Here is a 24,323-nt window from a genome sequence, read left to right on the forward strand (position 1 = left end):
TAGTATGCATGAAGAACCAATTCATAAAACTCATCATTGTGCTGGCTGCATGTGGAAGTGTTCCAGTATTTGCAGCGAGTTTTGATTGCAAAAAAGCGCAGTCCGAAACTGAGAAAGCTGTTTGTGAACATCGTATCCTGAATGATGCAGATGTTAAAATGGCTGCCACTTATCAAATTCTTCGTCGTTTAGTACCGATGGGAATGCGATCAATCATTCAGAATGAACAAGTCAAATGGCTGGAATTACGTGATCAATGCCAAGCAAATTTGCAATGCTTAAATCATGTCTATCAAATGCGTCAGCAAAAACTAGAAATACATCTTGATCGAATTTACAAACAAGGTCCTTTTTAAAAAAAATTAATTTTGACCATTGAAAAAATTAGAAGCTACACCATTCATTAAGCATTCAAAAAAATTGTTTTGATGTGTTTAAGGAGTAGTTTATGAGCGAGCAGAATACACAAAAACATAGTTTCCAAGCGGAAGTTGCTCAGCTTTTACATTTAGTGACGCATTCACTTTATTCAAATCCAGAAATTTTCCTTCGTGAGCTAATTTCAAACGCTTCAGACGCATGTGATAAATTACGTTTTGAAGGGATTAATCATCCTGAATACTATGAAAATGATCCAGATTTACGTGTACGCGTACAATTGGATAAAGATAATAAAACCATCACCATTTCAGACAACGGTATTGGTTTAAGCCAACAAGAAGCTATTGATAATTTGGGTACGATTGCTAAATCTGGTACTAAAGACTTTATGTCTAAATTAACCGGTGATCAAAAGTCAGATGCACAGTTAATTGGTCAGTTTGGTGTCGGTTTTTATTCTGGCTTTATTGTCGCTGATAAAATCACAGTTGAATCACGTCGTGCAGGGGCTGAAGCTTCAGAAGGTGTACGTTGGATCAGTGGTGGTACAGGCGAATTTGAAGTTGAGCAAATTACAAAAGAAGGTCGCGGTACAGATATTATTCTACACTTGCGCGAAGACGCATTAGATTATTTGCAAAGTTATAAAGTAAAGCAAATTATCAATAAATATTCAGACCATATCAGTTTACCAATTCAAATGGAAAAAGAGGTATGGCAACAAGAAGAAGCAGCTGAGGGAGAAGAAGCCAAACCAGGCCAGTATGTCAAAACGGGTGAATGGGAGGCGATCAATTCTGCCAGCGCATTGTGGACACGTAGTAAGAATGACATTACTGAAGAACAGTATATTGAGTTTTATAAAAACTTAAGTCACGACTTTGAAGCACCGATTACTTGGGCGCATAACCGTGTAGAAGGGAGCACTGAATATACGCAATTACTGTATATCCCAAGTAAAGCACCGCACAACATTTTCTCACGTGAAGCAAAAGCAGGTATCAAGCTCTATGTGAAACGTGTCTTCATCATGGATGATGCAGATAATCTCATCCCGAACTATTTACGTTTCGTACAAGGTGTTGTGGATAGCGCAGACTTACCGTTGAATGTGAGTCGTGAATTACTTCAAGAAAGTCGAGATGTTAAAACCATCCGTGAAGGCAACACACGCCGAATCTTAACAACTTTAGATACTTTAGCTAAATCTGAAGATGAAGCAGATCAAGAGAAATTTAAGAAGTTTTATGCTGAGTTTGGGTCTGTCTTAAAAGAAGGTTTGGGTGAAGATTTCACCAATCGTGACCGAATTTTGAAGCTTCTACGCTTTGCAACTTCAAACAATGATGAGGTCACCACTTCATTGGCTGACTACAAAGCAGCAATGAAAGAAGGTCAAAAGGCAATTTATTATGTAACGGCGGAAAGCTTAGCCGCTGCTAAAAACTCGCCACAACTTGAGTTATTCAAGAAAAAAGGCATCGATGTTCTGCTAATGACTGAACGTGTAGATGAATGGGCAATGGAATTTGTTCATGAGTTTGACGGGACACCAATGCAGAATGTCGCAAAAGGTGCTGTAGACTTAGGTGATTTACAGGATGCTGAAGAGAAAAAAGCATTAGAAGCGGCGGCTGAGCAGTTTAAACCTGTGGTTGAAAAGTTGTCTGAGTCATTAAAAGACAAAACCAAAGAAGTGCGCGTAACCACTCGTTTGGTTGATTCTCCAGCGTGTCTGGTAACTGGTGAAGGCGAATTGTCTCCACAGTTGATTCGCATGTTAAAACAAGCAGGTCAAGCAGTCCCAGAAAGCAAGCCAATTTTAGAGATTAACCCTGAGCATCCATTAGTGAAAAAATTGGAAGGTTCAGCACAATTTGACGATCTTGCAAATGTGATTTTTGATCAAGCGATGATTGCGGAAGGTGGTTTACCAGAAGATCCAGCTGCATATTTAAAACGCATTAACAGCTTATTATTGAAATAAGCGCATATTTTAAATTGTGATCGAAAGCCTATCTTCGGATAGGCTTTTTTAATGCAGCGCCGTCGTAGAATGCAAAAGGAACTATTTAAGCTTTGAGTTAAACTAGATAAATTTTTTCGATGTTGATGATAAAAAAATACGTCCAAGTTTCGATTTGTAAAACATATCAAAAAATAATAATTAATCTATAATAACGATCATTAAATATTGGGAATATTCTATGAAAACTTCAATGATGCTCGCATTTAGCATGTTTTGTTTGAGCTTAACCAATGTCACTTATGCAGAACAAGATGTGAAGAAAATTGTTCGAAATGATCGTGTAACCGTGGTGAAGCACCAAATTCCACAATTTGATATTAATCCTTTTGTGGATAGTAAACGTATCGCACGCACAGATCGCGTCGGTTATGTTTTACCTAAAACTGAAGCTGAAGCGTCTCCTAAAAAAACACGTATTACACGTAATGATCGTATCGTGATTCAAAAGCCTGTCATTTGAGAATCTAAGATCCAAAAAAAGCCCATCAGTGATGGGCTTTTTTTTATGACTATTATCGAGCGCTAAAATCTAGCTTCAAGACGAACTAATGCACGAGGATAGTGTGATCGATCTTCACGCTTGTCATTAAAATAGTTAAGATCACCTTGAACAAAGAACCATTCGCGGAATAAGGGTTGGCGCCACGAAACAAAAGGTCCCCAACTGTTCATACGTAAATCATCGTTATTGTAATACCCACCCACATACATACCGTAGTTAAAGCGGTTATCATGGAAAAACTGATGTTGGCGATAGGTACGATTATCCCAAGTCCAATCATCATCCTGCTCATCCGCATAAGTTAGATAAAGCTGATTTGAAATAAATGCTTCATTTGGACGTGCGTGGGTGAGTTCCAAATTGGTTCTTAGATAATTTTCACTATCTATACCATAACGATAGATTTGTTCAGCATGAAAGGAAAAATCATTCCCGAGAGTCCAATCTTTTTTTGCCTTTAAGCGGGCATAAATGTCATCTCCAGATCGGATACCTAAATCAGCATCTAAATCGAAAGGTAATTTATCAGACAGTTGTGACCAACGTAAGGCGATAGAACTGTTATCTTCACGGATTCGCTTAGTGTCGACATTTTTGTCGGGATCACCAGCGGGATTTTCATTGGTAATGGCAATATTGTTGTCAATTTCATTATCCAGTGAATCATCACCAAAGACTAAACTTAATTTACGCTCTAAGGTTGGTAAGTCGATTTTACCGCGTATACGTGGCTTGAATTCGTAATCATCATACTTATTCCATTTATTATCAAAGATTACACGTAGCGTTGCTTTGGCGGTTTCATCTTCATAACCTTCACCAAACCAACCATCGATTCGCTGTGCAGTTCGGTCTGCCCATTGGCGAATCGATTTTTGACGTCGGTCAATCCATGATAAATCTTCAGTCGCTTGGGTCGGAGCGTATATTTTTTTATTGGATTGTTCTGGGAATAGTGTCGGCGTTGCATCAACCATGCGAGGCACGTAGTTAATCCAACCTAAGCTATTTTCATCCGATGTTGGCCAGTCTTTTTGTTGAAATTCTAAAGGATAGTCTAAAGTAGGGAATTCGCTACTGACACTGATTTCATCTGTTTGATAAGGATCAGTCAAGTGATCTATCTGATCTTGGCTATACACGAAAGTACTTAAAAAGCTACAACTTAAGACAAGACTTAAGGTTGACGGTTTGAACTGCTGCATGATTCTTTTCATATTCGCTCTAAGTCATTTTCATTGTTAAGCCACTGAATTTATTTATAAAATTAAAAAATGGGCTTAAGCATCGTGATATTATTAAAAATCAATGTTTGATCTATTCTAATGAATTGTTCAACAAAATTCACAATAAACAACAATGAATTTATAGTCATTTAAAATTAGAACAGATAATGAGAAGACTTAAAACTCAAATAATTTTATTAAATAATTGTTTTATAGATAAAAAAAGACCTCCTTGGGGAAAGAGGTCTATAAAAATTTACCATGTATAGAGTCATGCAGTGAATCTATACATGAAGTATATTCAGTTCCAATTCACTTGAATAGGCTTGTTTATGCAACGCTGAATTCTATTTTTATAACAGTCTAAATATGGCTTAAGTCATGCAACCTTAAACCAGTATTTAGGTTCTCGAAGATGTTTTATGATTTGCTTGGTGGCACGTCACAATACTCATCAGTACAAGTTTCTGCATCTTCAACAGTGGGTTGATCTGCTTGTTCATTGGCAGTCGTCAATACTTTATTGATCACATCTTGGAAGACTTGAGTCGGTTGAGCACCAGCCAAAGCCACACGCTGATCGAATACAAAGAATGGTACGCCAGTCACTTTCAATTGATCGCGTGCAAGTTCTTCATCGAATTGGACAAAATCGGCATATTGATCAGAATCCAAAATATCATCCACTTCAACTGGATTTAAACCAATTCGCGAAGCAACATCTTCGAGGGTTTCACGCTCGCCAATGGCTAAACCTTGGGTCATATAGCTATAGAAAAAGGCTTCTTTTGCTTCCGAACCCAATCCTAAGCTTTGTGCATGATGAATAATTCGATGGGCGTTGAATGTATTCCCTGAGTTGGCATTTTCCCAATTGAACTCGATGCCTTCTGCTTTTGCCATTTCCGCAATATTGCGTTGCATTTCTTCAACTTCAGCGACAGTACGCCCATATTTCAATGCCAAACGTTCGCTATTGGAGACTTCTTGACGTGGTGGTGCATCAGGATCTAACTGGAAACTGTGCCAATGGACTTCAAGTTCAACACCAGTTGCAGCAGCTGCTGCTTCTAAACGTTTTTTTCCGATATAGCAAAAAGGGCATACTACATCTGACCACACATCTACACGCATAAAAAATCTCTAATCATCATTTATGAATCTATAGTGTGGGCAATGACAACAAAATTAAAGGTCTAAATCTGAAACGCAGAGTTTCAATCCGCGATATTTCCGTCGAAAATATGAATTTTGCGTAATAAATTATTGAAACTTGATCACAGAGTCACGAATAAATCGACAAAATCACAGCAATATCCACTAAATTCATTCCTATTTCTGCTTAAAAAATATGCTATACAATACACTTCATGTGCTTGTCATTGTTCGCAAGTGATTCATTACTCAAACAAAAAAAGGGTAGGAGTTTGAGATGCGCGGAATTTTAGCGATGGTTATCGTCATGGTGACCTTATTATTTGGTTATTGTGCGTACGCGCAAAATGAGAAAAATGATGAAGTGCAACGTCAACAATTTGATTTGGTGATGACGGAAAAAATTGAGCAGCTTTATGTTCAAGCGAAGGATTGGAAAACCCCTCTGAATTTTAAAGTTGAAGATGAGCGTTTGGATGGTGACTATAAAGTACTTTCTGAATTTATTTTGAAGTATTGGGTAGACAATATTGAATCACGAAATATGTATTTACGTGAGTTAGATCAAGCCAAGTGGGATGAGTTTCTGAACGTTCGTCGCCTAGAATTAGATAAAAAGAATAAATATCAAAACACCGAAAAGATGTTTGTCCAAGTGAAGAAAATTCAATCTGAATATCAAATGCGTGACCAACAAATTTATGCGACAGCTTTACAAGCGCTTGATGCTTTGGAGATGAAATCAGACTTGCGTGAGCCAATGAAAGAAAAGTTAAAATTCAGCCGACAGCATAATAATGATCAAGCTTTGTTTGCTTTAGAACTTAAGATCACAAAAAAAGCTGAAGAAATGTTTGAGTTTTTGAAGAATCATGACTGGCAACGCCGTAACGAAATGATCCTATTTAAAAGTGATCTCAGTGTGAATCGCTTTAACGAGTTATATCGCGAATTAAATCAATTACAACGCGAAATTGATCAGTTAAAAAATCAAAATGCCGAAGTGATTGAAGCACAAACAGTGAATCAAAGTCCAAGTTCAGAGCCTGCTGTTCAGGAAGAAACGCAATAAACAAACTTTCTTGGTTGTTTCTTTCAGCGTGGTTATAAACAATGGACGCCTGCTTTACTCACGGAGTAAGGCAGAGAAGGCTTTACTTGAAAGTAAATGTACATCATGAACATGCTCAATTTTAGGATTAATGTGCGCTTTTTCTTTCCATTGATCTAAGGTGATACCATTATCGAGCACTTTTTTGTCATATAAATAGTTTGGAATTAAACCTGGCAGTGTCACGCGATAATCTCGTGGAATTTGTCCTACTGCATGTTCTAATAAATCAAACAAGATGGTCGTACAATTACTGATATAGGTGTTATACCAAACTGGGGTATGATTTAGCCGATTGGCTTTGTTCAAGAATTCTAAAAACAACATCTGAATTTCGGTTTGATTCATTTGAATTGGATAAATATAGACATCTTCTTCGCGAATATTTGAGCGGGTATAAATCAAATCATTTTCATCGCCTACGACCAGTGCCAATTCATACTGCCGAAAAAACCCGCCAATGGTGGAGAATCCTTCATCTTTTTCCTGACGAACTTCTAAAGAAAATGCGAGATGTCCGCCATCATCAAAACCAAATGTAATAAAAACATGCGCAATAGGACCTTGCATAAAATGTGATACCACTAAATCTATACGATCTAACTTTTCTAAATCGTATTGTCGTGTTTCCCATCGCGTCACGTAGTCTTTATCACTGTGCCAAATAAAATTTCTGACATTCTGTAATTCCACTTTGCCATCTTTGAATTGGAATTGAATAATTTTGTCGGTTTCATCCTGCCAAACGCGATCATTGCGCGGCTCTAAGGAAAAAAAGCTAATCATGGCAATCAAAAAAATAATCAAATACGCCCATGTGAAATAGGGCTTATAGCTGTGTTGCTTGAAATGGAATATCCCTGTAATGATGGCAAGTCCAACCCAAAACAAGATTAGTGCATAAGTGAAAATGGCATTAACAGGCTGATGTGTCCAAATGAATAAGATTGCCCAGAGTGATGTGAGACATAAAAATATAACGAGTAGGCTGTTTTTTATTTTAGTTTTCATGGCTGATGGATATGTATGAGTTTTCTATTTTTATAATGAATTGAAGTTAAGCTTTGAAGTCCATATTTGTAAAATCAGACCGAGTCTTGAAATTCAGTTGCTTAGCAAAACCTTTAAAAAACACTTGAAACCATTTATCTGAGTGCTGATGAATACGTAAATAAATTGGTGTAGTTTAGATAAATAATAGCTCTATTTGTTTAGTTATTCTTCTTTCTTGGTGCTCGATTTGAACGATGCATGTCAGAGTCTTGCTTATGACTAATTCTAAATTACGTTTGATGTTCGGTGTGATCTCAGCTTTGCTGATGAGTTTGACTCATGCCGAAAATATTGCAAGCCTGCCTTCAATTCAATTGTTGGCGGACGATGACTTACGTGATGAAGTTGTGACGACTGTTACACCTTTTCAAGAAGATCAAAAGGTGCGTCAATCTTTGCAACATCAAGTGATCAAAAAAGAGCAGGATATTCAAAATGCTACTTTAGAGCAAAGTTCACCTGCACTGAATATTCAACCAAAAACCCCAGTGCCTGATATGAGTCATCTATCACCTTTACAGCAGCAGTATGTTTTGTCTGTTGTAGCAGGTTTACAGTCGAATGATCCAAGTTCAGGCATTTTTAGAATGTTAGAACCTTTGGGGATTGATCGTAATACTGCAATAGACGCTGTGAAAAGTGGTTCGGTGAAAATGAATTCAGATCTGTCTCGTTTCAAGTTGATGTTTGGAGATAAACAAGTACAAGCTGCTTTTCCAAGTAAATAAATTGCAGTGAAAGTTGTTTAATGAAGTAAATCGTGTGACTGGCATTTGTTTTTAAAAATGATCGTAATGTGCTAATGCCATATTATTAAACTTGCTCAGCAGTTAAATTCTGCTGATGCCATGATTTTTGATGCAGGATTTTTAGCAAGTGATGGGTATGGATCGTTTGATGAGATAAAATTAGTGTTAGCTAGCTTCTTAAATGAATAAATTTTGCAATTTTAAAATTTGGATATTTTTCATCTATGGGTATGTTGAATAGACCATTCTGAACAGTAATGAAAGGAATTATTGTATTCATACTTCTGAATATGTTGTTGAATTTTTTTCCAATGAGGTTTGATCTGCTTTTTAATTGCTGGTTCATTCATGATTTTAGATGCACGAAGAGCATAACTTATATAATTCCTTGAGCCAATGAATGAGAATCTCCTATAAATATGCTTTTTGTGGCGTTCAAGAGGCAACTCGCCACGATTAATTCGAGCTTGGTTTATTTTTAAAAGATGTTTATTAGACATTTTTATTGCTTTCATTACTTTATGAGAATATTTAGCTAGTCCAGTGTCTCTTAATAAAATTTTTTTTCCATCATACGTAAAACCTAAATATTGCAACTCATCCTTTGAAACTCGTAATCCATTTGCAAAATGGACAATTTTTGTTTTTTCTGGATGAATGACTAAATTAAGTTTTTTAATAAGAGCTTGGATGTCTGTAAGTATGTACAAGTGATCTTTCTTGTTACAGATTATTAAAATATCATCACAATAGCGATAATACTTTCCACCTGCTTTCTCTACTTTGATATGTATTTTTTCGTCAAAGTCAAGCATGTAAATATTTGATAAAAAAGCACTAATTGCAGAGCCTTGGGGGATTCCTTTAGAGTCTGTATGAGTTTTTATGATTTCCTTTTTTCGAATTTTCTCGCGAAACTCAGAGACTGAACACAATCTTTTTAAATTTTTATAATTTTGATTAAGTGACAAATTTAGATGATGATAAACATCATTTTTGTGGACATACGAAAATTTAGTAATTGATCTAAAAACTTTATAGTGATCCTTAGGTAGTATTTCTAAACCAAGAATATTTTGCCAAGATTTTTTCAAAAGTTGATGATCTAGCTCATCAAAAAAACTTTTTATATCAATACAAAGAACAGAGCAGTCTTTTCTATTTTTGATCTCGTCAAACACATTCTTAGCAAAATGTATGTTATTGGGAGATTCTGGAAGTTTTCTAAAAGCTAATACTGAATCACTAATATTCTTCTCAAACAATATTTTTTCATAATTTTCAGACAGTAAATATGCATAATAAGCATATATATGCCCATCTATATGAGCTGAGTATTTTATAGGTCTAATTTTTGGAGGTTTCTTTTCAACAATAGTAGTTTTTTTTCCGTTCACGACTTTATAACCTTTCTTTTTTATTTTATATGAGCTGATTTCAAAGTGAATAAAGGGAAAAAAAGAATGTTTTTCAATATTTTGAGGATTAGTAACGAAACTAAATATTTTCTCAGGTGGGAGAGGGTAATCGAAATGTAAATAAGATTTCTGACGGTTTTTAAAAAAATTATAATCAATATTCATTTAGAAAACTCAAGAAAAGGCTGACGATAATCCTCGTTTTGACACGCTCTATTCTAAGAATAAAGTTCCTTGAGCATACCCAAGTACCCAAAATTACGTACCCTCTAGAAGAAAAACTCCTACATCGTCTTTAGATCACGAAAGGATTATACTATGAGAAGCATTGATTACATTCTGTGGAGTTCAACATACATTGTCTGTATATGGTTCCAAGCAGTTTGCATTGTTTCACCAGATGTATTAGAAATCGTTCTAATATTATGTGGTGCAATACTTGACAACAGATTACCTTCCCCATATTCAATAATATAGGCTTAATTAATATACTAAGAATAACAATGTTCTACAATATCTATTTGTTTTGAATGAAGAAACCCCGCATTAAGCGGGGTTTCTTTTGGTCTCGTATTTAAAACTTAAACACGTTCGATCACAGTTGCGATACCTTGACCTAAACCAATACACATCGTCGCAAGACCGATTTGTGTATCTTGTTGTTCCATCACGTTTAGAAGCGTAGTTGTGATACGCGCACCAGAACAGCCCAATGGGTGACCAAGCGCAATCGCACCACCGTTTAAGTTCACGATGTCTTGTTTGTCATGTAAACCTAGACCTTTCAATACTGAAAGACCTTGAGCAGCAAATGCTTCGTTTAACTCAACAGTTTGAATGTCACCAATGCTCAAGCCAGCACGTTTAAGCGCTTTTTGAGTTGCTGGAACTGGGCCATAACCCATGATCGCAGCATCACAACCTGCAACTGCCATAGAGCGAATTACAGCACGTGGCTTAAGACCTAATGCTTGTGCACGCTCAGCAGACATCAATAACATTGCAGATGCACCGTCAGACAACGCTGATGATGTAGCAGCAGTCACTGTACCGCCTTTAGGGTCAAACACAGGACGCAACGCTTTAAATGCTTCAAGGTTCGCATCTGGACGAATCACTTCGTCTACATCACATAGGATTTTGAAGCCATTTGCATCATGACCTTCAACACCAATGATTTCGTTTTTGAAACGACCTTCTTGAGTAGCAGCCCAAGCACGACGGTGAGATTCAACACCAAAAGCGTCTTGCTCTTCACGGCTAATGCCATTCATACGACCTAACATTTCAGCCGTTAAGCCCATCATGTTAGATGCTTTTGCATAATGTTTAGATGCTTGTGGGTTCAAGTCGATACCGTGCATCATGCCAACATGCCCCATGTGCTCTACACCACCAATGATGAAGATATCACCTTGGTTTGTCGCAATTTGAGCAGCTGCGGTATGAATTGCTTGCATTGAAGAACCGCAAAGACGGTTAACAGTTTGACCTGCAACAGTTTTTGGTAAGTCTGCCAATAACACGATGTTACGACCGATGTTCATGCCTTGCTCTAGAGTCTGGTTCACACAACCCCAGATCACATCTTCAACTTCGTTCACATCAAACTGGTTACGAGCAACCAATGCACGAACTAATTCAGCAGATAAGTTATCGGCACGTACATTGCGGAACATACCATTTTTGGTTTTACCCATTGCTGAACGTACGCCATCAACGATGACAACGTCACGTGGATTTAAAGTAGCCATTCACGTTGCTCCTTAACCGTAGAATTTTTTATTGTTAGCAGCCATGTCACGCAACATTTGTGGCGCTTCATAAGCCTTACCTAAATGCGCATACTTATCGCAAAGCGCAACATACTCAGCTACACCAGTTTGATCGATGTAACGGCATGGACCACCACGGAATGGAGGGAAGCCTACACCCATGATCATTGCCATATCTGCTTCGTTTGGTGTTGCAACGATGTTGTCTTCTAAGCAACGAACAGTTTCGTTACAGAAAGCAATCATCATACGGTCAATGATCTCTTGAGAATCAAATTCACGTTTTTCACCAGTCACGACAGAAGCAATCACGTCATACGCTGTTGGATCAACAGTTTTTGCTTTCTTGCCTTTCTTGTCCAATTCATATTTGTAGAAACCAACATCGTTCTTTTGACCAAGACGTTGTGCTTCATACATTGTTTGGATTGAACCTTTGAAATCAGGCTTCATACGGTCAGGGAAACCTTCAGCCATCACTTCTGCACCGTGAACGCCAGTATCAATACCGACAACGTCCATTAAGTATGCAGGACCCATTGGCCAGCCAAATTTTTCCATCACTTTGTCGACTTGTTGGAAGTCAGCGCCGTCTTTAAGAAGAAGGTCAAACGCACCAAAGTAAGGGAACAATACGCGGTTTACAAGGAAGCCCGGGCAGTCATTGACAACGATCGGGGTTTTACCCATTTTTTGAGCGAGTACGACAGTCGTTGCAATAGCTTCAGGTGAAGTTTTTTCACCGCGGATCACTTCAACCAAAGGCATCATATGCACTGGGTTGAAGAAGTGCATCCCTACAAAGTTCTCAGGACGTTCAAGGTTTTCAGCCAAACGCGTGATTGAGATCGTAGAGGTATTTGATGCAATGATCGTGTTTTCACGTACTTTAGATTCAGTTTCTTTGAGTACGATACCTTTCACTTTCGGGTTTTCAGTTACCGCTTCGATCACGATATCGACTTCTTTAAACTCATCATAGCTTAATGTCGGACGGATACGTGCAAGCGTTTCACCCATTTGAGCAGGCTTGATTTTCTTACGTTCAACTTGTTTAGTTAGGAGGCCGTTTGCTTCTTTCATTCCTAAAGCAAGTTGTGGGTTACCAATATCTTTCATGATAATTGGTGTGCCTTTGCTTGCCGCTTGATAAGCAATACCACCACCCATGATACCTGCACCAAGTACTGCAGCTTGATTTACAGGGTGAGCGCCTTGTTCATATTTTTTCGAAGTTTTCTTCACAACTTGGTCGTTGATGAATAGACCAATCAACGCGCCTGCTTGTGGCGTTACCGCTGCTTTTGCAAAGTGTTCAGCTTCTTGGCGAAGTGCACCAGCACGATCTAAGCTTGAACCTGCTTGCATAGAATCAAGCAATAATTTTGGCGCAGGGTATTGTGCAGGATTAGCTTTCGCAAGCACCACACCTTTAGACGAGTTGAAAGCCATCATTTGTTCTAATGGATTCAACTTAATTGGATCTAATTTTTCTTGACGCTTCGCTTTCCAGTCTAAACGACCTTCGATTGCTTGTTTAACGATAGAGATCGCAGCATCTTGTAATTTATCAGCAGCAACCACCGCATCGACCGCACCATCTTTAAGTGCAGCAGGTGCTTTTTTCGGGTTCGCCATTGCCATCCATTCAACAGCGTTATCGATACCGATAACACGGCTTAGACGAACAGTACCACCGAAACCAGGAATGATCCCAAGTTTAATTTCTGGAAGACCAACTTGTGCTGATTCTGACATCACGCGATAGTCACACACCAAGCACATTTCGAAACCGCCGCCCAATGCCATACCATTGATTGCAGCAACTTTAGGAATATTTAAATCTTCGAATGAATTGAAAATTTCATGAACAGGCATCGCCCAATCTACAATGACTTGTTCGCCTTGCGCAAAGTTTTCACCAAACTCAGTGATGTCTGCACCAACGATAAATGTAGATTTACCAGATGTAACGATAAGACCTTTGATCTCAGCGTTTGATTGAACAGCAGCAATTGCAGCTTTAAAGTCGTCAATTGTTGCGCGGTTGAATTTATTAACCGACTCACCTTGTAAGTCAAAGCGGAATTCTGCAATTCCGTCCGAAAGCATTTGGACGGTAATGGCATTGCCAGCGTGGATCATGCCCTGATCTCCTTTTTTTTGGAGGACTTCTAAGTTGATGTTGTGAAGCAAGTGCGTATTTCCTGCGCACATTAAAGCTTCGCTAATCTTACGATAACTATATCGAAAAAGAACATAACAAGTTGTATCAAGCCGTGACGCAATGGTCATCTATTTATTGCACCAGCATGCGTTATAAAACAGCAGATGCGCATGTAGAGTTTGTTCTTCTTACAATAAAGCGATTGTTTCAATTGGCATTTTATTTAAAAACACTTCAACTTATATCTGGGGTAGGTAGGTAATTTCAAGTTATTTTGCACTTTAAATTTCGTCATAAAAGTCAATAAACTGAAATATAAAGCCATCAAAAGTCTATTTGTAGAACACAATGTTTCGTTGTTTGGGGTAGTCATTATACAATTTACGTGATTATCTATACATCTAAATTGGAACAATTCATTTTCAATTTAGGTGCAGCATCTCTTCATTTAACCCGCTAACCAAAGATAAACCGAGTCAATCAATGATCAAGTGGATTATTCTCGCGATATTCATCATATCGGCACTGTATATTCAACGTCGTGGAAAAGTACGACATTCGTTCTATCGTCAATTCTTTGATCATTCGACCATTTTGGCACCTATTAATTTTTTGATGTATATGTTCTCTAAGGTGCCAAACCAACCTTATATCGACACACAGCATTTTAAAGATTTAAAAGTGTTAGATGAAAATTGGGAAATGATTCGTGATGAAGCCAAAGATTTATATGAGCAGGGTGGGATCAAAGCCTCTGAAAAATATGATGACCTAGGCTTTAACTCATTTTTTAAAACTGGTTGGAAGCGTTTTTATTTAAAATGGTATGACTCTGCACATCCTTCAGCAGCAGAACTGTGCCCTAAAACGACAGCATTGCTTAAAACATTGCCAACCATTAAAGCGGCGATGTTTACTGAGCTTGCTCCTGATAGTCGATTGGTTCGTCATCGTGATCCTTATGCGGGATCTTTACGCTATCATTTAGGGCTGTTGACGCCAAATGATGATCGTTGCTTTATTGATGTAGATGGTCAGCGATATTCATGGAGAGATGGTGAAAGCGTTGTGTTTGATGAAACCTACATTCATTATGCAGAAAACACGACGGATCAAAATCGTATTATTTTCTTTGCTGATGTAGAGCGTCCTTTAAAGACACGTTGGATGGAACGGTTTAATCATTGGTTTGGTAAAAATGTAATGACTGCGGCAAGTTCACCGAATGAAGCAGGGGATCAAACGGGTGGTCTGAACAAAGCATTTGGTTATATTTATCGCTTGCGTGTGAAAGCAAAAGCACTGAAAGCGAAGAACCGTCAGTTATATTACTTTTTAAAATGGTTCTTGATGTTAGGGATATTCTTCCTGATTTTTATTCGACCTTATGTGTTTTAAGAGCATTCAGATCAAAATGCGCCTCAGGGCGCATTTTTTAATTTTACTTAAAATGATGTAAATTAAAATTGAGAAGTGGTTCAATAAAAGCTATGCTTTTATTTGTAAAATATACAAAAGAAAATTCAAATGAATCTCAAAAAAACAATATTAGTACTAAGTGTTTTACCGTTTTTTTTAAGTGCCTGTGGCGGCGGTGGGTCGGGAGATTCGTATGAATCATCACCGAGTACACAATTTCGAAACGGTGATCAACTTTATTCAATTTACTATAATTCCAATGATCGATTCGGCTTAAATTATATTGAATTTCAAAATGGACAATTTACTTATACGGATAGTTTTAAACCGTTGAATAGTGTGATTGTGACGCGAAATCGTATCTATCAAACCTATGATCAAGCCCAAAATACGCTTAGTGTGAATAGTCCTAGTCATTGGACGATGAATATCATTGATGACATCCAAACGGATATCGAAATGGAGCGTGTAAACCTATCGGGTAAAAATGTTTTTGATACAGTTTTACCAGGTTATCGCAACATTGATCGAAATGATTTGAGCCCTAATGTGAGATTGTTTATCGCCAAAGATGGTCTTAAAAATTTTTCTTCAGGTAGCTATTGTTATAGAAAGAAAGCAGAACAAAACCGAGTAGATTATTTACAACTCTATCCAAACACGAGTGAACCATTGGAAGAGAGTTTTAACCAATTTTATGAAGATAACTTGCTGTATCTTGATCTTTTAAATGAAAAAAATCCAATAGTTAAATTTCAACTCGCTAAAGATCGTTGGATGGGTATGAATTTTAGCAGTATTTTTGACACCAGTATGAAGATTAGTTTAGATGATTCAACAGCCATTGAATTTGAAAGCAAACTATATCCTGCTGAATATCATCAAACTTTGAAGCGTACGACTGATGATGAATATAAGCTCTATGAAAAATTGCTAATGAACGATGAAGTTGCAGAAAATAGACAGCGTTATCAGTTATTAATGGCAAATATTGAAAAAGGGTGTACGTATTATAATAAAACGGCAGCAGAATCCTTTGTCACGATTCCTGGTTTAAGATGATTTGTTTAAAAAAAGCCCATAATGGGCTTTTTTTATTGATTGATGATCGAGAGCTGACCGTCTTTGCAATCCAGCTGGAGATGAAGTTGATCTGGATGCTTTAGAAAGTAGATCGCAATAATGGGTTCTAGTTCAGTTCTCATTTTACGTGCTAAATGACGTGCCCCAAAGCGGATATCATGACCCTGATAGAAATATGCTTTGGCAAGGTCTGATAAATGAACCTGACGTTTTTGATGTTGCAAACGAATGTTGAGTTTTTCCAGTTCAATATCAACCAATTTAGGGAGTGCATCATCTTGAACAGGTTGATAATGAAGGACACGATCAATTCGATTAAGAAATTCGGGATCAAAACTGCGATGCAGTATTTTTTCAATGATGGCTTTCGTGGGTAGGCGTTTTAAACATAGATTTTGAAGTTTTTGTGGTAAAACATTTAATTTATCTAAATATTGTTGTGCTGCGCGTGCTCCTGCATTACTGGTCATAAAAATCATACAATTACGAAAATCAATCGTTTTTGTTCCAGCAGTAAGGGTTAGACGACCTGTATCCAACACATTCATTAAGCCACGAATCACTTCGGGAGAGGCTTTTTCAAGTTCATCAAACAGCATAATGCCAGGACGGGTATGAGAGCCATTAATCGCAGTTTCATCGAATAAACTGTGACCTTCTTTCGAACCGACATATCCGGGCGGAGCGCCTGTTAAAGCGGCTGCATAATGTTCTTGAGCCAGTGTATTCATATCGATACGACAAAATGCATCAGGACGACCATAAATCGCTTCAGCAATCAAACGAACAGTCTCTGTTTTACCAACACCTGTTGGTCCAAGCATTAAGGTGACGGACAAGGGGCGTTCAGGACTTGAAAAGTCAGCTTTGACTACGTGAAGCAGTTTTTCGATTTCATCTAAGGCTGGATTTTGCCCAATGATACGATCACGCAATAACTGCATCGCTTTGGCTGGTTCAAAATGAAAGCGAGACTTTCCAATGAGTCGATCTTTTTCTGAAGGACTATGGGATGAGAGTGCAGGTTGTATGGCGTGAAAAGCACGATCGGTCGCAGTCATGTTGGCGCATCCATGAATGAATCAGTTGAAAAGCATATCAAACTTGAATTTAACAACTCAGACTTTTTAACAATCAGCTGATTATAAAATCTGCGATCATTACCCTGAACTGTTGGATCAACAAGGTTTTAAAATCGTCTACCGAAATGCACTTGAAATAGAGCGCGTTACCATCACAATAAGCTCATGCTGTTGCATGAATGACTGACTCTACATTAAAGGCTGCTTGTGAACGAAAACGCACGTGAACACATTGAAAAAATCTTAGCCAATCTTACGACTTTGCCTGGTGTCTATCGCATGTTAGGTAAAGATGGAGAGTTGTTGTATGTGGGAAAAGCCAAGAATTTAAAAAATCGTGTTTCTAGCTATTTTGTTAAAACCATTGAGCATCCCAAAACACAGGCTTTAGTTGCCCGCATTCATGATATTGAAACCATGGTGGTCCGCTCAGAAACGGAAGCATTACTTCTTGAACAAAACTTAATTAAGCTTCATCGACCGCCATATAACATCATGCTGCGAGATGATAAATCTTACGTCTATATTTTTGTGTCCAGTGATAAGCCTTATCCACGTATTGCAGCAGGTCGTGGTAAGGGGAAACATCAAGCAGGTAAATTTTTTGGACCTTATCCAAGTGCTTTTAATGCACGTGATACATTGGTGGTCTTACAAAAATTATTCAATGTCCGCCAATGTGAAAATAGTTATTTTGCGCAACGTAAAAGACCGTGTTTGCAGTATCAAATTAAACGTTGCTCAGCTCCATGTGTGGGCATGATATCACCTGAAGATTATAAAGATGATGTCGATAACTCAATTCGCTTTTTACAAGGGGATACAGGTGAGCTTAATCAAGAATTAATTGCCAAAATGGAAGCGGCAGCAGATGCTCTTGAATTTGAAAAAGCCGTTTTTTATCGTGATCGGATGGCATTATTGCGTGATGTCCAAACGCAACAAGCGATTTATAAAGTCAAAGGTGAAGCAGATATATTGGCGATCGCATACCAAGCGGGGGTAACGTGCGTTCAGATTATGCATGTGCGTAATGGGAAGATGTTGGGAGGAAAAAGTTATTTCCCAGATATGTTGGGCGATGATTTGGGACAAATGCTGGCAGATTTTATCGCGAACTTTTATTTCCAAGTTGCCGATGAGATTCCAACAGAATTAATCGTCAACGTGGAGCTGCCAGACAAGAAAGACATAGAAGAGGCACTACAACAAAATTTTGGCAAAAAAATTCTGATTAAATCAAAAGTTCGAGAAACCCGTGCAGAATGGCTCGAGCTTGCGACCATGAATGTACAGCATGCCATTAAAGGACAACTTGCTAACCATTATGAATTGAATGAACGTTTTCATCAGTTAGAAGAGGTGGTCGGACGTCCAATTGATCGTATCGAATGTTTTGATATATCCCATACGATGGGCGAAGCAACGATCGCTTCTTGTGTTGTCTTTGATAGTGGAGGGGCTCGCAAGCGCGATTACCGTCAGTTTGCTATCGAAGATATCACTGGCGGTGATGATTATGCTGCCATGCGTCAGGCTTTGACACGACGGTATAAGAAGGCGATGCTGCCAGATTTGCTTCTCATCGATGGTGGTAAAGGGCAATTACATATGGCAATGCAGGTCATGCAAGATCTTGGATTGGATGCATTCATGGTGGGGGTTTCAAAAGGGGAAGGACGTAAGCCTGGTTTGGAAACCTTACATTTCACTGATGGCACAAAGATTCAACTGTCTGAAGACCATAAAGCGCTACATTTAATTCAACAGGTTCGTGATGAGGCGCATCGATTTGCCATTACTAAACATCGTGCCAAGCGCGATAAACGTCGTGGGCAGTCAGTTTTAGAAGCCATTCCAGGGCTAGGACCAAAACGACGCCGTGATTTATTAACACATTTTGGTGGGATTCAAGGGGTATTAAAAGCCTCTGAAAAGGATCTGAATTTAGTCCCAGGTTTTGGTGCAAATCTCGCTCGGACTGTGTACAAAATCTTGCATGAGTAATCATGCATATCAATTTGCCAAAATGATCATTGACCTGCGAGTCATTGATCATTTACCTCAATCTGAAAATTCAGCATGCTAGCGCGATAAGAAATTTAAAATAAAAGGGTTGCACATGTCATTTGGACAGGTATTTCAAGAAATTGATCAACAAGAATGGGTGGAGATTCCTGAGGGCTGGTTGCAAGGTCGTACCATTTTTGGTGGTTTAACCACGGCGATGATGCTACACAAAGCAACACAAATGATTCATGACCCTCAAAAAAGATTATTGAGCACCAGTGTGGTATTTGTGGGTCCTGTTCAGGAAAAGCCAGTTAAAGTGACAGTGGAAATTTTAAGGCAAGGTAAATCTGTGACCAATATTGAGGCTCGGATTTGGCAGGATGATGCTGTACAGGGAATTCTGCTGGCAAGTTTTGGTTCAGACCGTGAATCAGTTGTGAATATGGATCAAACTCGCACAGCACCACAGTATGATTCGCCTGAAAGTTTAGTTAAGTTGCCTTATCATCCTCTTATGCCGCAATGCTATCAGAACTATGATCTGATTTGGGCTGAAGGGAAATACCCTTGTACGGCTGCTGAAAAGCCAGATTTTGGCGGGTGGTTTCGATATGCAGAGTCTAAATTTGAAGCAGGTCCGCTGAGCATGCCTGAATTTATAGCAATGTTAGATATTTGGCCTGCAGGAATTTTTCCTATATTAAAAAAACCAGCACCGGGAAGTTCAATTTCTTGGTATGTGACGCTGTTAGAACCTATTCAAGCTGACCGACGAGATTGGTTTAAATATAAAGTATTTACAGATCATTCTGCGCATGGTTATTCTACTGAATATGCTCATATTTGGGACCATAATGACCGTCTCGTTGCAATTTGTAGACAGACTGTCGCGATTTTTACCTAGTCGACAGCGGGTAGTGAATCGTTTAAAGTAAGCGGATTAAAGAATCAAAGCTCAAGTTTTTATTGCAAATTTTAGCTGTAATTGGGGCAAACTGGCGGTGTCTATGTCTACAGGTCGCATCCTGAATATACCAAATATCTTGACGCTAGCACGTATTGCGTTAATACCTGTTTTTTTAATTATTGCCTATTGGCCTCCTGCGATTGGTGTGGGTGGGCATGAAGGGGGTATGACGCGTCATATCATTCTGACTGCAATTTTTGTGATTGCTGCTGTCACAGATTGGTTTGATGGTTATTTGGCAAGAACATTGAATCAGACTTCTGCATTCGGACGTTTTTTAGATCCTGTTGCGGATAAATTAATGGTCGCAGCAGCATTGATTGTTTTGGTGCAATGGCAACCTACAATTTCGATGGCTTTTGCTGCGATTGTGATTATTTCACGCGAGATTACGGTTTCTGCTTTACGTGAGTGGATGGCTGAGCTCGGTGCACGTACCAATGTAGCTGTATCAACGGTTGGCAAATATAAAACAGCTTTTCAGATGATTGCTATTTCGGTGTTTTTACTCAATTGGAAACCACTTGAATTAGTTGCATATGGTTTGTTGTATACCGCTGTAATTTTAACACTGTGGTCCATGTTTATTTATTTAAGAGCGGCATGGCCATATCTAAAACAACCTTAATATATTTAAAGCGCCAAAAGGCGCTTTTTTTATTTCGTTAAGAACGTGAATTAAAAAATGAGAAGTAAATTTGCTATTGCTTTGAGTATCTTGTCGAGTTCAAGCATTTATGCGGATGATTTATCACGGGCACAAGAGTATTTGCATAATGATGGAATCGCGTATTGTCTATCTCATTCTGAGATTTATACAAATGAAGCAAATATTGCGAGAGATGGATATTTTCAACTCGGTGAGCATAGCCATGAAGCGTCAAAACAAGTGCAAAATTATATTGATCAAGCGCTCAAAGAAGCGTTAGGCAGCTATCAATATTCAAAAGAGAAAGCATACCTTATGCGTTAGATGTTATCGAAAATCAAAAATAACCTTAATTGCTTAAGCTTTTCTGCTGAGGGTTAAAGTAATCCATATTGGGGGATTCAACCGCTTTAAAGTTGAATCATCTTAGAGATTAAAAATAACAATGAAAAAAATACACTTTCAGAAAGTCATTGATGACTTAAACCTTTTGGAATTACTCAAGCGGTATCAAGTTACAGTGGTCGGTACGCCACCATTAGGAATTGCAACAGCACAAAGTGATATCGACCTCATTTGTAGTTATCCGATTGAGCAAGAGAATCATTTGATTGAAACACTAAAATTATTTCAAACATATAAGGCATGGTGCATTGAGCGAAGTTATTTTGAACGTGATACTTGGATTTGCCGATTCGAATATTGTGCTTGGTCAATTGAGATATTTTGTTCTACAACACCAATTCATCAGCAGGCGGGATTCCAGCACTTCTACGTTGAACATAGAATATTATATTTGGCAAATGACCAATTTAAACAGGAAATCATTCGCCTTTAGCGAAAAGGTATAAAAACTGAACCTGCATTTGCACAAATATTAGCGCTCGATGGTGATCCTTACACGAAGTTAAGTCAGCTCTATGAAGCAGATGACTGTGTGTTGATTCAACTGCTTCAATGTCAAGGTTACCTAGATTAAACTTTAACTATGGGTTTCCTCATCCCCATCGTCTTCAAAAGTTTTTGCAATTTTTTCGATATTCAAACTTTTAGCCATCGCATCAAAAATTTGTTTATATACACCGTCTTGATGGTAAAGGGTATCATGTTCTCCATGCTCGGCAATTTCGCCTTCTTTCATGACATAGGTGTAATCCGCATCGATAATTTGCGACAGGCTGTGCGAGATAATAATGACAGTACGTCCTTGTTTAATCTCATCAAGGCTTTGTTTAATTTGTTCCGAAGCAATGGCATCCAAACTCGCTGTCGGTTCATCTAAAAAGATAATCGGTGGATTTTTCAAGAACATACGAGCAATCGCAATGCGCTGTTGTTGTCCTCCAGAGAGTTGCAATGCATCGGAATGATAGCCATCTGGAAGTTGTAAAATTTGCTCATGAATGGATGCTTTTTTAGCAGCAATGATCACGTCTTCTTCAGTAGCATCTGTTTTACCATAGCGAATATTTTCAAGAATAGTCCCTTGGAAAATATGATTTTTTTGTAGGACTAATCCAATATGATCTCTCAAATATTGTGTATCAATTTGATTGAGATCGATTCCATCGAGTTCGATACACCCCTGATTAGGTTCATAAAATTTATCTAAAAGACTGATTAAGGTTGATTTTCCCGCACCTGATAAGCCAACTAATGCAGTAATTTTATTGGGTCGAATCTCCATATTGATATTCTTTAGTGCGTGGTGACCGTTTGGATAAAAGAATTCAACATTTTTCAGCGTAAATTTTCCTTGAATTTGCGGTTTGAGTTGACCTGTAGGTTCAATTTGATCATCTGCTTCTAAAATTTTAAAGAAGCTTTCTGAATAGATCATGGCATCATTCACTTCATCATATATACGATGTAAGGAGCGAATTGGTGCGGATACATTATTGAACAACAGTACATGAAACATGATCATACCGATGCTCATCTGACCATCAAGCACAAAATACGCAGTTAGGATGATGATTAAAACAATACCTATTTGTTCAATAAAGGTTTTTAACCCATCAAATAAAAAGCTGACCTGACGGGTTTGCATTTGATTATCTGTGAGTTCTTTTTGTAGTTTGAGTTGTTTGGTTGATTCTATTGACTCGCGGTTGAAAGATTTGATAACCGTAATTGAATTAATAATTCCGAGGATACCTTGGCTTTTCTTTTCTCGACCATCACGTAAATTTCGACGCCAGCCTCCGAGTTTTTGTGCTTGTTTATAAGTTAACCAGAAGTAGATTGGAACGATAGTGGTCGCCACCAAGCCAACATAAAAGTTGGCGTAGTACATTAATCCTAAAGCCACGATTGCACTGGTAAATAACGGCAAAATGTCAATAAAGAATATTTGAACTAGACGAGTCAGAGAACCAATACCACGATCGATTCGTGTTTGTAATTTTCCCGCCTGATTATTCTCTTCGTTGAAAAAAGCTAATCTATAGGTCAGAAATTTTTCAATGATGCCTTGTGCTAAATCTTGTGAAATAAAAATTCTAAGTTTTTCACCATAAAACTTTTGTCCGAATTGCACAAAAGCATTAATCACTTCTTTACCCAATAATATCGCTGTAATGGTAATCAGGATATTCCAGCCTTCGGCTAAGCCAAAGCCATTCTCAACCAGCGCATTAATTTCATCAACCGCATACTGCAAAGTGAGTGCATTCACTTGAGCTGTGAATGAGCCGATGAGCGTAAGAAAGAGAGTGGCAATCACTAAAAAGCGATAAGGTCGAACGAAAGGTTTAAGTTTTAGAAAAAGTTGCCATAAATTCATAAGCGATTGTTTTTATTGTCTAGATTTATGCCAGTCTAAGCTTGATTGTCCAGTGTCACAAGCGTTCACAATGTTTCAATTTGTCAGTTGAAATATTCAGCTAATATACGGTTATATTTTCATGGCAAATTGGTTATGAACTTCGAGCTGTTTGCACCCGAACCCAATTCAAATCTCCTACCTTGTGATGGGATTGTAGAAGATTACGGCCTTATACTTACTCATGCTGAATCACAGGATTATTTCGATTATTTTTTAGAAGGTTTGGCTTGGAAACAGGATGAAGTGATTTTATACGGCCAATATTTTAAGACGGGTCGTAAAGTCGTATGGTATGGTGACCAAAACTATCAATATCACTATTCAGGAATGGATAAACAAGCACAGATTTGGGATTTGAAATTATTAGCACTCAAGCAAAAAATTGAACTTATAACAGGAGTTCAATTTAATTCTTGTTTTGCTAATTTGTATGAAGATGGAACTCAAGGTGTAGGATGGCATAGTGATGATGAGGCTGCATTAAGAGATCCTGAACATGGCGAGACTGTCATTGCCTCACTGAGTCTCGGTGCAACACGAAAATTTAGATTTAAACATCGTGATAAAACTCATACTGCGGAAATATATCTACAATCAGGACAGTTAATTGTAATGAAAGGTAAAACACAGCGTTTTTGGAAACACACTTTAGCGAAATCAACCAAAGTATTAGAGCCTAGAATCAATTTAACCTTTCGCTATTTTTATCCTAGATGA

The 24,323-nt window shown here is 38.1% G+C and carries 20 protein-coding genes and 1 pseudogene; 13 read left to right on the top strand and 8 right to left on the bottom strand.

What is annotated here, in order from left to right; genetic code table 11:
* Positions 1 to 8 precede the first annotated feature (8 nt).
* The 3 genes from BMW42_RS05040 (at position 9) to BMW42_RS05050 (ending at position 2,870) form a co-directional block, all read left to right on the top strand.
* A complete protein-coding gene (locus BMW42_RS05040) occupies positions 9 to 356 on the top strand; it encodes a lysozyme inhibitor LprI family protein (protein ID WP_035265964.1) in 348 nt (115 codons plus the stop codon).
* A gap of 92 nt (positions 357 to 448) precedes the next feature.
* On the top strand, positions 449 to 2,368 hold the full coding sequence (gene htpG, locus BMW42_RS05045) for a molecular chaperone HtpG (protein WP_092766631.1): 1,920 nt from the start codon (positions 449 to 451) through the stop codon (positions 2,366 to 2,368).
* 220 nt (positions 2,369 to 2,588) lie between these two features.
* Positions 2,589 to 2,870, top strand: a complete 282-nt coding sequence (locus tag BMW42_RS05050) for a hypothetical protein (RefSeq protein ID WP_092766632.1) — start codon at positions 2,589 to 2,591, stop codon at positions 2,868 to 2,870.
* A gap of 62 nt (positions 2,871 to 2,932) precedes the next feature.
* Here the strand turns inward: BMW42_RS05050 and BMW42_RS05055 are convergent, their stop codons facing one another.
* Together BMW42_RS05055 and BMW42_RS05060 are read right to left on the bottom strand one after the other, a co-directional pair.
* Complete coding sequence (locus BMW42_RS05055; RefSeq protein WP_228143084.1) at positions 2,933 to 4,129, bottom strand: hypothetical protein; 1,197 nt, start codon at positions 4,127 to 4,129, stop codon at positions 2,933 to 2,935.
* Positions 4,130 to 4,558: 429 nt separating this feature from the next.
* The gene (locus BMW42_RS05060) at positions 4,559 to 5,272 is read right to left on the bottom strand and encodes a DsbA family oxidoreductase (protein WP_092766633.1); all 714 of its coding nucleotides are present in this window, start codon (positions 5,270 to 5,272) and stop codon (positions 4,559 to 4,561) included.
* A gap of 298 nt (positions 5,273 to 5,570) precedes the next feature.
* Here BMW42_RS05060 and BMW42_RS05065 point away from each other — a divergent pair, with 298 nt between their 5' ends.
* Complete coding sequence (locus BMW42_RS05065; protein WP_092766634.1) at positions 5,571 to 6,365, top strand: hypothetical protein; 795 nt, start codon at positions 5,571 to 5,573, stop codon at positions 6,363 to 6,365.
* Positions 6,366 to 6,419: 54 nt separating this feature from the next.
* Here the strand turns inward: BMW42_RS05065 and BMW42_RS05070 are convergent, their stop codons facing one another.
* A complete protein-coding gene (locus BMW42_RS05070) occupies positions 6,420 to 7,415 on the bottom strand; it encodes an Lnb N-terminal periplasmic domain-containing protein (RefSeq protein ID WP_092766635.1) in 996 nt (331 codons plus the stop codon).
* 257 nt (positions 7,416 to 7,672) lie between these two features.
* Between BMW42_RS05070 and BMW42_RS05075 the strand changes: the two genes are divergently transcribed.
* Positions 7,673 to 8,185, top strand: a complete 513-nt coding sequence (locus BMW42_RS05075; protein ID WP_092766636.1) for a hypothetical protein — start codon at positions 7,673 to 7,675, stop codon at positions 8,183 to 8,185.
* Positions 8,186 to 8,424: 239 nt separating this feature from the next.
* On the opposite strand, the gene drt2 is transcribed toward BMW42_RS05075, so the two are convergent.
* The 3 genes from drt2 to fadB all read right to left on the bottom strand — a co-directional run bounded on the left by drt2 (position 8,425) and on the right by fadB (position 13,544).
* Positions 8,425 to 9,789, bottom strand: coding sequence for an antiviral reverse transcriptase Drt2 (gene drt2, locus BMW42_RS05080; protein ID WP_092766637.1), 1,365 nt, complete (start codon positions 9,787 to 9,789; stop codon positions 8,425 to 8,427).
* 416 nt (positions 9,790 to 10,205) lie between these two features.
* Entirely contained in the window at positions 10,206 to 11,378 is a 1,173-nt protein-coding gene (fadA, locus tag BMW42_RS05085) for an acetyl-CoA C-acyltransferase FadA (RefSeq protein ID WP_035265978.1), read from the bottom strand.
* A gap of 12 nt (positions 11,379 to 11,390) precedes the next feature.
* The gene (gene fadB, locus BMW42_RS05090) at positions 11,391 to 13,544 is read right to left on the bottom strand and encodes a fatty acid oxidation complex subunit alpha FadB (protein WP_092766638.1); all 2,154 of its coding nucleotides are present in this window, start codon (positions 13,542 to 13,544) and stop codon (positions 11,391 to 11,393) included.
* Between the two features lie 505 nt (positions 13,545 to 14,049).
* Between fadB and lpxO the strand changes: the two genes are divergently transcribed.
* Together lpxO and BMW42_RS05100 are read left to right on the top strand one after the other, a co-directional pair.
* Positions 14,050 to 14,964 carry a lipid A hydroxylase LpxO gene (lpxO, locus tag BMW42_RS05095; protein ID WP_092766639.1) on the top strand — a complete coding sequence of 305 codons (915 nt, stop codon included), beginning with the start codon at positions 14,050 to 14,052 and terminating at the stop codon, positions 14,962 to 14,964.
* A 129-nt stretch (positions 14,965 to 15,093) separates the two neighbouring features.
* Positions 15,094 to 16,047, top strand: a complete 954-nt coding sequence (locus BMW42_RS05100) for a hypothetical protein (RefSeq protein ID WP_092766640.1) — start codon at positions 15,094 to 15,096, stop codon at positions 16,045 to 16,047.
* A 32-nt stretch (positions 16,048 to 16,079) separates the two neighbouring features.
* Here the strand turns inward: BMW42_RS05100 and BMW42_RS05105 are convergent, their stop codons facing one another.
* Complete coding sequence (locus BMW42_RS05105; RefSeq protein WP_092766641.1) at positions 16,080 to 17,129, bottom strand: AAA family ATPase; 1,050 nt, start codon at positions 17,127 to 17,129, stop codon at positions 16,080 to 16,082.
* 228 nt (positions 17,130 to 17,357) lie between these two features.
* Here BMW42_RS05105 and uvrC point away from each other — a divergent pair, with 228 nt between their 5' ends.
* The 5 genes and pseudogenes from uvrC to BMW42_RS05130 all read left to right on the top strand — a co-directional run bounded on the left by uvrC (position 17,358) and on the right by BMW42_RS05130 (position 21,758).
* Positions 17,358 to 19,157: an excinuclease ABC subunit UvrC gene (uvrC, locus tag BMW42_RS05110; RefSeq protein ID WP_092766642.1), complete on the top strand. Its 1,800-nt coding sequence runs from the start codon at positions 17,358 to 17,360 to the stop codon at positions 19,155 to 19,157.
* A gap of 115 nt (positions 19,158 to 19,272) precedes the next feature.
* Entirely contained in the window at positions 19,273 to 20,067 is a 795-nt protein-coding gene (locus tag BMW42_RS05115) for an acyl-CoA thioesterase (protein ID WP_092766643.1), read from the top strand.
* Positions 20,068 to 20,170: 103 nt separating this feature from the next.
* Positions 20,171 to 20,758 (top strand): CDP-diacylglycerol--glycerol-3-phosphate 3-phosphatidyltransferase, encoded by a 588-nt coding sequence (gene pgsA, locus BMW42_RS05120; protein ID WP_035265993.1) that lies wholly within the window; start codon positions 20,171 to 20,173, stop codon positions 20,756 to 20,758.
* 57 nt (positions 20,759 to 20,815) lie between these two features.
* Positions 20,816 to 21,103: a hypothetical protein gene (locus BMW42_RS05125; RefSeq protein WP_092766644.1), complete on the top strand. Its 288-nt coding sequence runs from the start codon at positions 20,816 to 20,818 to the stop codon at positions 21,101 to 21,103.
* 121 nt (positions 21,104 to 21,224) lie between these two features.
* Positions 21,225 to 21,758 (top strand): annotated as a pseudogene (locus tag BMW42_RS05130) (DUF4269 domain-containing protein).
* Between the two features lie 3 nt (positions 21,759 to 21,761).
* On the opposite strand, the gene BMW42_RS05135 reads toward BMW42_RS05130, so the two are convergent.
* A complete protein-coding gene (locus tag BMW42_RS05135) occupies positions 21,762 to 23,564 on the bottom strand; it encodes an ABC transporter ATP-binding protein (protein WP_092766646.1) in 1,803 nt (600 codons plus the stop codon).
* 135 nt (positions 23,565 to 23,699) lie between these two features.
* Here BMW42_RS05135 and BMW42_RS05140 point away from each other — a divergent pair, with 135 nt between their 5' ends.
* Positions 23,700 to 24,323 carry an alpha-ketoglutarate-dependent dioxygenase AlkB family protein gene (locus tag BMW42_RS05140; RefSeq protein ID WP_092766647.1) on the top strand — a complete coding sequence of 208 codons (624 nt, stop codon included), beginning with the start codon at positions 23,700 to 23,702 and terminating at the stop codon, positions 24,321 to 24,323.

The sequence above is a fragment of the Acinetobacter sp. DSM 11652 genome (assembly GCF_900109815.1).
Lineage (GTDB): Bacteria > Pseudomonadota > Gammaproteobacteria > Pseudomonadales > Moraxellaceae > Acinetobacter.